Annotated in this window: 13 protein-coding genes; 8 read left to right on the forward strand and 5 right to left on the reverse strand. The window is 69.9% G+C overall.

What is annotated here, in order from left to right; all coding sequences use genetic code 11:
- Positions 1–12: 12 nt before the first annotated feature.
- Entirely contained in the window at positions 13–672 is a 660-nt protein-coding gene (locus ABDJ85_RS19030; protein WP_347706387.1) for a TonB family protein, read from the forward strand.
- 8 nt (positions 673–680) lie between these two features.
- On the opposite strand, the gene ABDJ85_RS19035 is transcribed toward ABDJ85_RS19030, so the two are convergent.
- Positions 681–1694: a GGDEF domain-containing response regulator gene (locus ABDJ85_RS19035; protein WP_347706388.1), complete on the reverse strand. Its 1014-nt coding sequence runs from the start codon at positions 1692–1694 to the stop codon at positions 681–683.
- A gap of 56 nt (positions 1695–1750) precedes the next feature.
- On the opposite strand from ABDJ85_RS19035, the gene ABDJ85_RS19040 reads away from it, so the two are divergent.
- The gene (locus tag ABDJ85_RS19040; protein ID WP_347706389.1) at positions 1751–2980 is read left to right on the forward strand and encodes a multifunctional CCA addition/repair protein; all 1230 of its coding nucleotides are present in this window, start codon (positions 1751–1753) and stop codon (positions 2978–2980) included.
- 13 nt (positions 2981–2993) lie between these two features.
- Positions 2994–4271 carry a glutamate-5-semialdehyde dehydrogenase gene (locus ABDJ85_RS19045; protein ID WP_347706390.1) on the forward strand — a complete coding sequence of 426 codons (1278 nt, stop codon included), beginning with the start codon at positions 2994–2996 and terminating at the stop codon, positions 4269–4271.
- A gap of 21 nt (positions 4272–4292) precedes the next feature.
- Here ABDJ85_RS19045 and ABDJ85_RS19050 read toward each other — a convergent pair whose 3' ends face one another.
- Positions 4293–4931, reverse strand: a complete 639-nt coding sequence (locus tag ABDJ85_RS19050; RefSeq protein WP_347706391.1) for a hypothetical protein — start codon at positions 4929–4931, stop codon at positions 4293–4295.
- Between the two features lie 317 nt (positions 4932–5248).
- Entirely contained in the window at positions 5249–6820 is a 1572-nt protein-coding gene (locus tag ABDJ85_RS19055) for a DUF4139 domain-containing protein (RefSeq protein WP_347706392.1), read from the reverse strand.
- A gap of 47 nt (positions 6821–6867) precedes the next feature.
- On the opposite strand from ABDJ85_RS19055, the gene queC reads away from it, so the two are divergent.
- Positions 6868–7584 carry a 7-cyano-7-deazaguanine synthase QueC gene (gene queC / locus ABDJ85_RS19060; RefSeq protein WP_347706393.1) on the forward strand — a complete coding sequence of 239 codons (717 nt, stop codon included), beginning with the start codon at positions 6868–6870 and terminating at the stop codon, positions 7582–7584.
- Entirely contained in the window at positions 7581–8126 is a 546-nt protein-coding gene (locus ABDJ85_RS19065; protein ID WP_347706394.1) for a LemA family protein, read from the forward strand. The genes queC and ABDJ85_RS19065 overlap by 4 nt, the downstream gene beginning before the upstream one ends.
- 12 nt (positions 8127–8138) lie before the next feature.
- Here the strand turns inward: ABDJ85_RS19065 and ABDJ85_RS19070 are convergent, their stop codons facing one another.
- Together ABDJ85_RS19070 and folE are read right to left on the reverse strand one after the other, a co-directional pair.
- A complete protein-coding gene (locus ABDJ85_RS19070) occupies positions 8139–8567 on the reverse strand; it encodes a BLUF domain-containing protein (protein ID WP_347706395.1) in 429 nt (142 codons plus the stop codon).
- 4 nt (positions 8568–8571) lie between these two features.
- Entirely contained in the window at positions 8572–9285 is a 714-nt protein-coding gene (gene folE / locus ABDJ85_RS19075) for a GTP cyclohydrolase I (protein WP_347706396.1), read from the reverse strand.
- Positions 9286–9326: 41 nt separating this feature from the next.
- Here folE and rsmB point away from each other — a divergent pair, with 41 nt between their 5' ends.
- The 3 genes from rsmB to ABDJ85_RS19090 are packed head-to-tail and all read left to right on the forward strand — an operon-like array spanning position 9327 to position 13473.
- Positions 9327–10655 carry a 16S rRNA (cytosine(967)-C(5))-methyltransferase RsmB gene (rsmB, locus tag ABDJ85_RS19080; protein WP_347706397.1) on the forward strand — a complete coding sequence of 443 codons (1329 nt, stop codon included), beginning with the start codon at positions 9327–9329 and terminating at the stop codon, positions 10653–10655.
- The gene (locus ABDJ85_RS19085) at positions 10652–11224 is read left to right on the forward strand and encodes a DUF4390 domain-containing protein (protein WP_347706398.1); all 573 of its coding nucleotides are present in this window, start codon (positions 10652–10654) and stop codon (positions 11222–11224) included. Before rsmB ends, ABDJ85_RS19085 begins: the two co-directional genes overlap by 4 nt.
- A complete protein-coding gene (locus ABDJ85_RS19090; protein ID WP_347706399.1) occupies positions 11221–13473 on the forward strand; it encodes a sensor histidine kinase in 2253 nt (750 codons plus the stop codon). The genes ABDJ85_RS19085 and ABDJ85_RS19090 overlap by 4 nt, the downstream gene beginning before the upstream one ends.
- Positions 13474–13477: the final 4 nt, after the last annotated feature.

A 13477-nucleotide genomic window follows, 5' to 3' on the forward strand; every position in this document is an offset into this window, starting at 1 on the left:
TCTCACCCCACGATGAAACTGCCCCTGCTGATTCTGCTGCTCGTCACCTTGCCGAGCCTCGCGTTCGCCCAGCCCGAGGTGGCGGCATCAGCGGCCTCTGCCGCGTCCGGCGCTGCAGCTAGCGGCATCACCACGGTCAAGCTGATGAGCTTCACACCCGGCGAGCGGGGCTACAGCCCCGAGCTGGCCGCCCAGAGCATCCAGGGCAAGGTCGTGCTGCATCTCAAGCTCAAGGCGGATGGCGGCGTCGAGACGGCCACCGTGCACACCAGCTCGCGCGCCGAAGTGCTGGACCAGCTCGCACTCCAACTCGTGCAAGGCCTGCGCTACAAGACCTCGGCAGCCACGCCGCTGACCGAGGTTCTGGCGCCCATCGAGTACCGGCGCGACTCGCTGACCACCCTGGGCGACAAGACCTGTGCCGAGTTCCTGCTCGATGCGCGCTACTACGCGCAGACCTTCCCGGACCAAACGCCCCGCAGCATGCCGGTGATCAACCTGACGGCGGGGATGCTCTTCCTGGGCAGCAAGGGCGACCTCAGCCAGCGCATGCGCTGGCTCAAGCAGGTGGAGGCGGCGGCACGCGAGATTCGCCCGGCCTGCGAGCGCGAGCCCGAGGCTGGCTACCTGAAGACCTTCACGGCCCTGACCGCCACTGCAGCCAAGCCCTGATCGAGTGCTCAGGCGGCCGACGCCGCCGACAGCTCGCCGTCCAGGCCCTCGTAGCCGCCCACCATCACGATGCGGTTGCGGCCCAGAGCCTTGGCTTCATAGAGGCCCTGGTCGGCGCGCTCCAGCACCTCGGTGGGCGTGATCTGGCTGTCGGGCACGATGGTGAGCAGGCCGCCCGAGAGCGTCACCTGCGAGGCCACTTCGGAGTTGGGGTGGGGCAGGCCGGCGGCGTCCAGCGCGGCCCGCAGCGCGTCCACCACCACCCAGGCGCCAGGCGTGGGCGTGTTGGGCAGGATGAGGGCGAACTCCTCACCGCCGTAGCGCGCCGCACAGTCGCTGGGCCGGCGGCAGGCCTGCAGGAAGACATTGGCCACCTGCTTCAGGCAGGCGTCGCCCGCACCGTGGCCCAGGCTGTCGTTGTAGCGCTTGAAGAAGTCCACGTCGCACAGCACGATGCTGAGCGGCTGCTTGGAGCGCCGGGCCAGGTCCATCTCCTGGCGCAGCCGGGTGTCCAGCGCGCGGCGGTTGAGCAGGCCGGTGAGGGCGTCCACCGTGGCCAGCGCGTGCAGCTGGGCGTTGGCACCGTGCAGGGCCTGCGCCAATTCAACCAGGCGCTCGCGCATCTGCACCAGGCGCTGCATGGCACGCAGCTTGGCCTGCAGGATCATGGGCGCCACGGGGCTGACGAGGTGGTCGTCACCGCCGGCCTCGATGCTGAGCCAGACCTCGTGCTCGTCACCGCGTGGCGAGACAAAGATGATGGGCGTCCAGCTGTTGCCGTCGGCCTCGCGCAGCGAGGCGGCAAACCGCTGGTCGTCGTCGCCGAGCCGGTCCACGCAGATCAGCACCACATCTGGGGCGACCTCGCGAAACACACCGAGTGCAGCGCCAGCGGAATCCGCGGCTCTGGCGCGGTGGCCGGCGGCATCCACTTCCTGGACCAGGGCAGCGCGGGCTTTGGAATCGGCGCCGAGGATCAGCACCATGAGCGATTGCAGGCTGGAAATCAGATCAGGGTGCACGAACAGATCAGGCAGTGCGGCGGATGCGCGATTGTGAACGCCTCCACAATGCCGTCATGCGGGAGTTCCAGAGGTTTCTCGTCGGCGGCGCGGTGCGCGACCGCCTCCTCGGCCTGCCGGTGCAGGACCGGGACTGGGTCGTCGTCGGCGCCAGCCCCGAAGCCTTGCTGAAAGCTGGCTACCAGCCCGTGGGCAAGGACTTTCCGGTCTTCCTCCACCCCGAGACGCACGAGGAAGTGGCCCTGGCCCGCACCGAGCGCAAGACGGCGCGCGGCTACCACGGCTTTGCCTTCCACGCGGCGCCCGACGTGACGCTGGAGCAAGACCTGACCCGCCGCGACCTGACCATCAATGCCATGGCCGAGGACGAGGCCGGTCAGCTCATCGACCCCCACGGCGGCCGGCAGGACCTGGCCGACAAGGTGCTGCGCCACGTCTCGCCCGCCTTTGCCGAAGACCCGGTGCGCATCCTGCGCCTGGCGCGCTTTGCCGCCCGCTTTGCCGACTTCAACATCGCCCCCGAGACCGGGGCCCTGATGCAGCAGATGGTGCAGGACGGCGAGGTGGATGCCCTGGTGCCCGAGCGCGTCTGGCAGGAGCTCTCGCGCGGGCTGATGGAAGCCGCCCCGGGCCGCATGCTGACCGTGCTGCGCGAGTGCGGGGCGCTGGTGCGCCTGCTGCCTGAGGTGGACGCCCTCTTTGGCGTGCCCCAGCCTGAAGCCCACCACCCCGAGGTGGACACCGGCGTGCACCTGCTCTTGGTGCTGCAGCAGTGCGCCCGCTTCAATCACACGCTGCCCGTGCGCTTTGCCGCGCTGTGCCACGACCTGGGCAAGGGCACGACCCGCCGCGAGGAGTGGCCCCGCCACATCGGCCACGAAGGCCGCAGCGAGAAGCTGGCCGCCAAGGTGGCCGAGCGCTGGAAGGTGCCGACCGAGTGCCGCGAACTGGCCTTGGTGGTTGCCCGTGAGCACACCCACGTGCACCAAAGCGGCGGCTTTGGCCCCGAAGCCCGGCTGCGCCTGCTGGAGCGCTGCGACGCCTGGCGCCGCCCCGAGCGCTTTGCCCAGCTGCTGCAAGCCTGCGAGGCCGACGCCCGGGGCCGCACCGGCTTTGAGGACCGCGACTACCCCCAGGCCGAGCGCCTGGCCGCCGACCTCGCCGCCACGCTCGCCATCGACCAGGCGGCCGTGAGCAGTGCCGCTTTGGCGCGCGGGCTCACCGGCCCGGACGTGGGGCGGGCGATCCGATTGGCCCGCTTGAATGCCTTGGAAGCCCGGGCCTGAGAAAATCCCCGCCATGAACGCGCCCCAGACCCCTTTGCTCACGGACCTGCCCGCCCTGATGGCCCACATGGGCCAGCAAGCCCGCGCCGCCGCCACCGTGATGGCGGCAGCCTCCACGGCGGCCAAGAACACCGCCCTGCTGGCCCTGGCCCGCCGTCTGCGCGAGGCCGGCCCGACCCTGCAGGCCGCCAATGCCAAGGACCTGGCCAAGGCCGCCGACCTTGCTGCCCCGCTGCGCGACCGCCTCAAGCTCGATGCCAAGACCCTGGCCACCGTGGCCGAAGGCTGCGAGCAGATCGCCGCCATGCCCGACCCCATCGGCGAGATCACCGGCGTGCGCCGCCGCCCCACGGGCATCAGCGTCGGCCAGATGCGCGTGCCGCTGGGCGTGTTCGGCATGATCTACGAGAGCCGCCCCAATGTGACCATCGAGGCCGCGTCGCTCGCGATCAAGAGCGGCAATGCCTGCATCCTGCGTGGCGGCTCCGAGGCCATCCACAGCAATCTGGCCCTGGCGACGCTGGTGGCCGACAGCCTCGAAGAAGCCGGCCTGCCGCGCGAGGCCGTGCAGCTCGTCCCGACGACCGACCGCGCCGCCGTCGGCCTCTTGATCAGCTCGCCCCAGTGGGTCGACGTGATCATCCCGCGCGGTGGCAAGGGGCTGATCGAGCGCATCAGTGCCGAGGCCAAGGTCCCCGTCATCAAGCACCTGGACGGCAACTGCCACACCTATGTGGACGAGCAGGTCGACCTGGCCCTGGCGCTCAAGGTGACCGACAACGCCAAGACCCAGAAGTACAGCCCCTGCAATGCCACCGAGTCATTGCTCGTGCACGTGGCGCAGGCGCCGGCCTTCCTGCCCCGCATCGCCGAGATCTTCCGCGCCAAGGGCGTGGAGATGCGTGGCTGCCTGCGCACCCTGGCCCTGGTGCCTGGCGCCGTGGCGGCGACGGAGGAAGACTGGTCCACCGAGTACCTGGCGCCGATCATCAGCATCAAGGTCGTGGATTCGCTCGACGAGGCCATCGCACACATCAACCGCTATGGCTCACACCACACGGATGCCATCCTGACGACCAACCACCCCAATGCCATGCGCTTCCTGCGCGAGGTGGATTCGGCCAGCGTGATGGTCAACGCCAGCACGCGCTTTGCCGATGGCTTCGAGTACGGCCTGGGGGCCGAGATCGGCATCAGCACCGACAAGTTCCACGCCCGCGGGCCGGTGGGGCTGGAAGGGCTGACTTCGATGAAGTGGGTGGTGCTGGGCCAGGGCGAAGTGCGCGGCTGAGCGCCGCGCCAAGCCCAGCGCTCAGCTGCGCTGCCAGGGGTTGGCCGGCGGGCCCAGCGGGTCAAAGGCGATCGGGGCGCTGTCGGCCGTGTACTCGGCCAGTTGGCGAGCCAAACGCGGCCGGCCCCAATGCCAGGCCACCGCCAGCGCCAACAGCAGGCTCAGGCCGTAGAACTGCATGAAGCCGGCATACCCCAGCACGCCGGCCAAGGGCTTGGCCAGGCCGAGAAAGGCCGCAAAGAGCCAGCTTGCCAGGCTGAAGGCACCCAGCAGCGCCGGGATGCGGGCCGTGCGCTCGGGCTCATAGGTCGGCGCCATCAGGCGCGGCAGCGCCCACTTGTGCAGCGCCAGGCCATTGAGCGTGAGCAGGATCACCACGCTGAACTTGGCCAGCAGCTTGCCCTTGGTGAGCAGCACGGCCAGGTCTAAGCCGGTGTCGATGCCAATGATGATCAGCCCGGTCACCCAGAGCACGCCCAGCGCCTTGGCCACCCAACTTGACGCGCGGCGCAGCAAACGGCGGTCCACCTGCCGGTGCAGGAACACGGCCAGGTCGCCCAGCACGATGGCCGCCGCCGCGCCAAAGCAGGCCACGACGTGCACATACAGGGCGACCAATCGCAGCAGGGGCCATAGGGCAACGACGTCCGGTGATTGCATGGGCTTGGGCCTCGAATTGTTTCGGATTGCGCTACCCAAACTTCTACCCAGCGTGGGGCTTGAGGGCTAAGGCATTGCTGCAGTTTAAAAATTCATCATGTAACCCAGGTGACAAATCGTCACGGCCGTGTCCCAGGTCCAGGCTCCTTGACAGCGTTTACCATGACCAATTACATGGCGCGGATCGCGCGCGTGACAACGCTGCCATCGCCGGATGGCAAGGTCTCGACCCTTCCGTTGGCTAGGGCGGCAAAGACATTGCGCCCACGGCCCTAGGCGCAGGCTCGCGCCGCCAGGGTTGGTGCGGCGGCGTTCGTTCAGCGCAGACCGGTGACCGGCGCGTCCTTGGGCACGTTGACCAGGTAGTCGGCTGAGAAGCGCAGGCTCTGCCCGGCCGCCAGCGGCTGCTCCCAGAGCACCAGGCCCGCCCGTTTGCGCCAGGCCTGGGTCGTGGGTGCGGGGTTGAACGTGGCCTGCACCTTGATGTCCTCGTGCTGGGCCGTGGGTGCCACCTCGACCAGTTGCAGCCTGAGGCTGCCCGCCGTGTGTCGGTTCTCGATCACGTAGGCGCGGCCATAGCGACGCTCGGCACGGCTGCCGATGAAGCCGGTGTTGGCGGCGTTGCGCTGCTCGGGCAGGACCTGCACACGCACGCGCTCGTCGCGGCCGAAGGGGATCTCCATGCGTTCTTCGCCGTCCGCCATATTGAGCGTGCTGCTGCCCACATAAGCCCCGTCGCGCACCAGTTGCATGGGGCCCTGCGGCCATGCGCCAGCCGGCCACTCGGCCTCCGCCACCAGGTAGGCCGCTGCCTCGCTGGCCGGCTGCACGCGCGTCAACACGGTGGCCTGCAAGCGCTCCCCGCCCAGCGTCAGGCTGGCACGCTGGGTGCTGCTCTCGACCGTGACGCGGCCAGGCAGTTGAAACACGGTGGCGTGCGTGCCCTCGAAGACGGCGGGGTCGAACGACTCGGCCTCCTCTTCTGCGTCCGCAGCTCGCCGCAGGCTCGGGGCGGCCCGCACGCCAGCCACCACTACCGAGTCCAGCGTCGCCGCTGCCGCCATCGGCCGAGGCGGCGCGATCCCCAGCACCCAGGGCCTCGGCAGGCCCTGGCCCACCTTGGTCGACACCGCCGCCGTGGACAGCCGCAGCTTGACCTGCCGCCAGTCCTCGCCGCTTTGCTGCGACACCTGGGCCAAGCGCTCCAGCTGCAGCGCACCGCTCGCGGTGTCGAGCAACGCCCGGTAGCTCGGCGCCCAGCCGGCCTGGGGCAGGCGGTAGCTGATGCGCAGCTCCGCCTCGCGCGGGGCCGACAGGCGCAGGCGCAGGCTGCGCCACTGCGGGTTGGCCTCAGCCAAGCGGTCGCGCTCCCCCTTCAGCGGGGTGATCTGGCGGTCCAGGTCCTCCAGCTGGCGGCGCAGCTGAGCCTGGCGCAGCAGGGCGTCCTGCGCTGCCTTGCGGATGCTGTCGGCCGTGCCCGCGATGCCGGCGGCCGGTGTGCCGCGTGCCTCGCCGCTGCCCAGCGCCTTGAGATAGCTCAGGCTCGCCTCCAGCGCGCTGGACTCGGCGGCCAATTGGTCGCGCTGCCCCTCCAGCTTGCGGATCTGCTCATCGCGCGGGCTGTTGGCGCATTCGGGCAGGCGCTCGCGCGGCAGGGTCTCCAACTGCACCGGCCCCAGGTTCACGCCGGCGGGCGCCTCGATCTGCAGGCTGTCGGGGTCGAAGCGCGCCGTCAGGCAGTTCAGCACCAGCTCACGCGCGCCCGCCGCCACGCTGGCCAGGCGCGTCACCTGGGCACCGCCGGGGTAGACGAGAACCTCGTCAATGCCGGACTGCGCCGATGCAAGAGCCGGCACGGCGAGAGCAAACAGCAGAGCAAATGAGCGCATGACGGCAGGCGGCAAGTGAGGAGAGGCGCAAAGGTAGCATCCCGCCCATGAGCGACGACCGCAAAGCCCTGGTGCTGTTTTCCGGCGGGCAGGACTCCACCACCTGCCTGGCCTGGGCGCTGGAGCGCTACGCCAGTGTGGAGACCCTGGCCTTTGACTACGGCCAGCGCCACCGCATCGAGCTGGACTGCCGCCACCGCGTGCGCGACGAGCTGGTGCGGCGCTTCCCAGCCTGGGCCGGCCGGCTGGGTGAGGACCATTTGCTCGACCTGTCGATGCTCGGCCGCCTCAGCGACACCGCGCTGACCAGTGAGCGCGCCATCGAGCTGCAGGCCAATGGCCTGCCCAACACCTTTGTGCCCGGGCGCAACCTGCTCTTCCTGACCTTTGCCGCCACGCTGGCCTACCGCCGCAGCGCCACAGTGCTGGTGGGCGGCATGTGCGAGACGGACTATTCCGGCTACCCCGACTGCCGCGACAACACCCTCAAGGCGCTGCAGGTGGCCCTGTCACTCGGGCTAGGCGGCCCGATGACGGTGGAGACACCGCTGATGTTCATCGACAAGGCCGCCACCTGGCGCCTGGCCGAGCAGCTGGGCGGGCAGGCCCTGGTGCAGTTGATCGTCGAGCACACCCACACCTGCTACCTGGGCGAGCGCGGCGCGCTGCACGCCTGGGGCCATGGCTGCGGCCACTGCCCGGCCTGCGAGCTGCGCGCCAAGGGGCACGCGGCCTACCTGGCTGGCCGAGAGCGCGCCGCATGACCCCGCTCACCTGGGCCTTGGTGGCCCTGCTGGCCGTACTGGGCTTTTGGAGCGTTGGCGCCTACAACCGCCTCATGAGCCTACGCAATGCCATCAGCGAGGCTTTTGCCGAACTGGACCGCCAGCTCAGCCAGCGCGCCCAGGTGTGCGAGCAACTGGTGACCCAGGTCAAACCCCTGCTGCCCAATGAGCAGGCCACCTTTGATGCCCTGGCCAATGCCCAGGCCGAAGCTCAGGCCGCCGCACTGGCCGCACGCGGCCGTCCCTGGTCGCCCGACACGGTGGGCGCGCTGGCCGTTGCCACCTCGCTGCACGGCGCGGCGCAGGCGCGGCTGATGTCGCTGTTGGAGCATGCGTCCGAGCTTCACGACGCCGCCGGGCTGGGCGCCCTGATGGACGAGCTCAAGCTGGTGGAACGCCAGCGCGCCTTTGCACGCCAGGTGTTCAACCAGACCGTCGAGCGCTACAACGAAGCCATCGCGCAGATCCCGACGCGCGCATTGGCCCGGCTCTACCGCTTCACAGCGGCCAGGCCGCTCTAGGGCCTGTTAGCCCTACAGCTCCGCTGCGGCGATGGCGCCCGAGGCGCACATCTCGCGGAACAGCGCGGCCATGGCGGCGCCGCTCATCTGGTAGGGGTCCAGGCGGCCGGACTCCGAATACTTCAGCATCAGCGCCGGGTTGAGCCGCTGCAGGTTCACCTGGCCCATGGTCCAGCCGGCAAAGTTGCGCTCCCCGATCTCCTCGTAGGACAGCAGCGTCACGTCGCTGTGCCGCGGGTCCGCCACGATGCGGCGGTAGCGGGCATTGACCGCATCACGCCCCCCTTCCAGCACCTGCACGAAGACGCCCTCGGTGAAGCAGAGCAGGCCGGTGATGCCTTCCTGCGGGTTGTTCTCGCGCGAGCTGCGCAGGATGGCGGCCAGGTCGGCCTCCACAAGCGCCGACGTGGCGCGGCTGGCATACATCAGGCGAACAAGCATGGCTTCAGCCCTTGGCGATCAGAGACAGGAACTCGCGACGCAGGTTGGCGTCCTTCATGAAGGCACCGCGCATCACGCTGTTGGTCATTTTGGACTCGCTGTCCTTCACGCCGCGCCAGTGCATGCAGAAGTGGTCGGCCTCCATCACCAGCGCCAGCCCGTCGGGCTGCACGCGCTCCTGCAGCTCGTTGGCCAGCATGGTCACGGCCTCTTCCTGGATCTGCGGGCGGCCCATGATCCATTCGGTCAGCCGCGCGTACTTGGACAGGCCGATCAGGTTGGAGTGCTCATTGGGCAGCAGCCCGATCCACACCTTGCCCATGATCGGGCAGAGGTGGTGCGAGCAGGCGCTGCGCACCTTGATCGGGCCGACGATCATCAGCTCGTTGAGCCGACTGACGTTGGGAAACTCCGTGACCGACGGGGCCGCCACATAGCGCCCGGCAAACACCTCGCGCACAAACATCTTGGCCACGCGCTTGGCGGTCTCGTGGGTGTTGTGGTCGCTGTCGGTGTCGATCACCAGGCTGCGCAACACCGCTTGCATCCTCTCGGTCACCTCGGCCTGGAGCGCGTCCAGCTCACCAGGCTCGATGAAGGCGGCAATGTTGTCATTCGCGTGGTGGCGGCAGCCGGCGCTGACGAGGCGGTAACGGATGCGCTCCGAGACGGGCGCATCGTCCGCCGGCGCGGCGGGCAGGGGGCGGGAGGCATCCATCGGGGCATTGTGTGCGCAAGGCCGCTCCTACACTGAGCCGCATGCCGAATGTCCCCACAACGGCCCCCACCAGCCCAGGCGCGCCGCCGCTGCACCGCTTGCTGCTGCAGGCGGCCGACTGCGTCCAGGCCGTGCAGGGCGGCCACTCCCTCACCGACGCCCTCGGCCGCGTGCCGCCCGAGCTGCGGCCCGGCACCCAGGCGCTCAGCTTCACCGCGCTGCGCCGCCTCGGCTCGGCCCAGGCCCTGCGCCAGCAGCTCGCCCCCAAGACGCCGCCGCCGCGCGTCGATGCGCTGCTGCTCACCGCCCTGGCCCTGCTGTGGGACGCCGACGACGCCCCCTATGCCGAGCACACCCTGGTCGACCAGGCCGTGCAAGCCGCCAAGCAGCGCGCGCCGGCCTCGCAGGGCTTCATCAATGCCGTGCTGCGGCGCTTCCTGCGCGAGCGCGAGGCCCTGAGCGCCGCCGCCCGGCGCGACCCGCTCGGCGCCTTCAACCACCCGCTGTGGTGGCTCGAAGCCGTCAAGCGCGACTGGCCCGCCCAGTGGCAGGACATCCTCGCCGCCAACAACCGCCCGCCGCCCATGGTGCTGCGCGTCAACGCCCGCCGCACCAGCGCCAGCGCCTACCTCGAAGCCCTGGCCACGGTGGGCATCAGCGCCCGCCTGGTCGGGCCCGAGGTGCCACAGGCCATCGTGCTGGACCGGCCCCACCCCGTGCAGGACCTGCCCGGCTTTGCCGCCGGCGATGTCTCAGTGCAGGACGCCGCCGCCCAACTGGCTGCGCACTGGCTAGCCCAGGGGCTTGCGCCCGGCGCCCGCGTGCTGGACGCCTGCGCCGCCCCCGGTGGCAAGACCGCCCATTTGCTGGAGCTGCAACAACTCGACCTGCTGGCCCTCGACGCCGACGGCCAGCGCCTGCAGCGCGTGCAGGAGAACCTGCTGCGCCTCTCCTTGCGCGCCCAGCTCAAGGCCGCCGACGCCCGCCAGACCGCCACCTGGTGGGACGGCCGGCCCTTCGATGCCATCCTGCTCGACGCCCCCTGCAGCGCCGCTGGCATCGTGCGCCGCCACCCCGACGTGCGCTGGCTGCGCCGGCCCGACGACATCCGCGCCCTGGCCCAGACCCAGGCCGAACTGCTGGACGCGCTCTGGCCCCTGCTCCAGCCCGGCGGCCGCCTGCTCTACGCCACCTGTTCCATCTTCCGCGCCGAGGGTCAGGCCCAGGCAGACGCGTTTTTGCAACGCCAATCTGACGCCCAGCCGCTGCCCCTGGGCCCACTGGGCGGGCATCTGCTGCCCGTCGCGGACAATGGCCGGCCGGCCTTCGACGGCTTCTTCTACGCCCACTTCGCGAAGCGTCCCCCTTGAGTTGCCGCGCCGTCCTCCTTGCTCTCGTTGCCCTGGTGCTCGCCCTGGCCGGGGCCGCCGTACGGGCCGATGGCATCGAGCTGACGCAGTTCCAGACCGAACGCACCGACGACGCGCTGGAGCTGAACTACTCCACCCGCTTTGAGCTCTCCCGCCCGGCCGAAGACGCGCTGCACAAAGGTGCCGCGCTCTACTTCGTGGCCGACGTCACCGTCTTTCGCAACCGCTGGTACTGGCGCGACTCGCGCGTCGGCCATGCCGAGCGCGTCTGGCGCCTGTCCTGGCAACCGCTCACGCGGCAGTACCGTGTCTCCACCGGCGGCCTGCACCAGAGCTTTGCCACGCTGACCGATGCCCTGGCCTCGCTGCGCGGCATCTCGGCCTGGCCCATCGCCGAGGCCAAGGAGCTGGACACCGATGGCCGCTACTACCTCGAGTTCAGCTTCCGGCTCGACGTGAGCCAGCTGCCCCGGCCGCTGCAGATCGGGCTCGGATCGGTGCCCGGCTTTGGCCTCAGCATCGAGCAAAAGCGCGGCTTCAACGCCGACTTCAGCCTCAAAGCGCCGTGACCCGCAACACGCGTCTGGCCTGGGTGGTTGCGCTGGTCTCGGCCACCGGCGTGGCGGGGGTCGTGGCCTTTTTGCTGTCGGGTGGCGGTGGCGGGCAGCGTGGCTTCTTTGACCGGCACTACGTCTGGCTTTTCTGGGTCAATCTCGGCGTCGCCAGCCTGCTGGCCCTGGTCATCCTCGCCGCCCTGGTCAACCTGGTGCTGCGCATGCGGCGCGGGCGCTTCGGCAGCCAGTTGCTGTTCAAGCTCGCCACCGTGTTCGGCCTCGTCGGCGTGGTGCCGGGCGTGCTGATCTACGCGGTGTCCTACCAGTTCCTCAACCGCACCATCGAGACCTGGTTCGACGTCAAGCTGGCCAGCGCGCTCGAAGCCGGCCTCAACCTCGGTCGCGGCACGCTCGACAACCTCGTCACCGACCTCGGTCAAAAGACGCGCGACGGCGCCGCCCAGCTGGCTGAAGGCACCAGCCCTCAGCTGCTGCTGCTGGAGCGCCTGCGCGAGCAGATGGGCGCCCGCTCGGTCACCCTCGTCGGCATCGGCGGCCAGATCCTGCTGGAAAGTGGCGGCGACACCCGCCACCTCACGCCCGACCGCCCCAACCCCAACCTGCTGCGCCAGGCCCGCACCCAGGGCAGCGCCAGCCAGATCGAAGGCCTCGAAGACGAAGCCGCCGCGCTGCAAGGCCAGGCCCAGATCCGCGCGCTGGCCCGCCTGCCCAACACCCAGTTCCGGCTCGACCTGGGCGAGCGCTACCTGATGGTCGTCAAGCGCATCCCGCAAAGCGTGCTGGGCAATGCACTGGCCGTGCAGGCAGCCAGCAACGAATACCAGCAACGCTCGCTCGAGCGCGACGGCCTGCGCCGCATCTACCTGGGCACGCTCACCCTGGTGCTGATCCTCGGCGTCTTCGGCGCCCTGCTGCTGGCCGTGGTGATGGGCAACCAGATCGCCCGGCCCATGCTGCTGCTGGCCGATGGCGTGCGCCAGGTGGCGGCGGGCGACCTCTCGGCCAAGCCCGTCTCGCTGGCGCGCGACGAACTCGGCGGCCTGACGCGCTCCTTCGCCGACATGACCGAGCAGCTCTCCGAAGCGCGCGAGCAGGTGCAGCGCAGCGTGACCGAGCTGGACGCCGCCCGCACCCATTTGCAGACCATCCTCGACAACCTCACCGCCGGCGTCATGGTGTTCGACGCCGAAGGCCGGCTGGAGAGCGTCAACCCCGGCGCCACGCGCATCCTGCGCCTGCCGCTCTCGGCCTATGTCGGGCGCGAGCTCACCGAGCCGCCGTCGCTCGCCCGCTTCGCCGCCGAGCTGGCGCGCCGCTTCGAGCAGCAGCACGAGTCCGGCGAGCGCGACCACTGGCAGGAGTCCTTCGAGCTGCAGCTCGACCCCGCGCAAGACCCGCTCACCCTGCTCGTGCGCGGCGCCGACCTGCCGCCTGACGAGCGCCTCGTCGTGTTCGACGACATCACCGAGGTCGTCTCCGCCCAGCGCAGCGCCGCCTGGAGCGAGGTCGCCCGCCGCCTGGCCCACGAGATCAAGAACCCGCTCACCCCCATCCAGCTCAGCGCCGAGCGCCTGCAGCACAAGCTCGAAGCCAAGCTCGAAGGCGCCGACCAGAGCATGCTCGCCCGCTCGGTTGGCACCATCGTGGCCCAGGTGCAGGCCATGAAGCAGCTCGTCAACGAGTTCCGCGACTACGCCCGCTTGCCCTCGGCGCGGCTCGACCCGCTCGACCTCAACGACCTCACCACCGAAGTCCTCAGCCTCTACGCCGAGGCCCAGGACGCCGGCCGCCTGCGCAGCGAGCTCGCCACCACCCTGCCCCTCATCAAGGGCGACGCGACCCAGCTCCGCCAGGTCATCCACAACCTGGTGCAGAACGCGCTCGACGCCATCCACGACCGCGAAGGCGGCGTCGTCACCGTGCGCACCACGCTCAGCGTCACCGAGAACGGTCAGCCCCGCAGCGTGCGCCTGGCCATCATCGACAACGGCCCCGGCTTTGCCGAGAAGGTGCTCAAGCGCGCCTTCGAGCCCTACGTCACCACCAAGAGCAAGGGCACCGGCCTTGGGCTCGCGGTCGTCAAGAAGATCGCCGAAGAGCACGGCGCTCGCATTTCCCTGCGCAACCTGCAGCCCGAAGGCACCGAGCCCGGGGAGGCCCCGGTACTGGGTGCGCAGGTTTCGCTATCATTTTCAAATCTTGTTGCAGCGCCGGCCTTGCCCGCCGCAGCAGCGGTGAACTGAGGTT

Source organism: Roseateles paludis, from assembly GCF_039872745.1.
GTDB classification, from domain to species: Bacteria; Pseudomonadota; Gammaproteobacteria; order Burkholderiales; family Burkholderiaceae_C; genus Pelomonas; species Pelomonas paludis.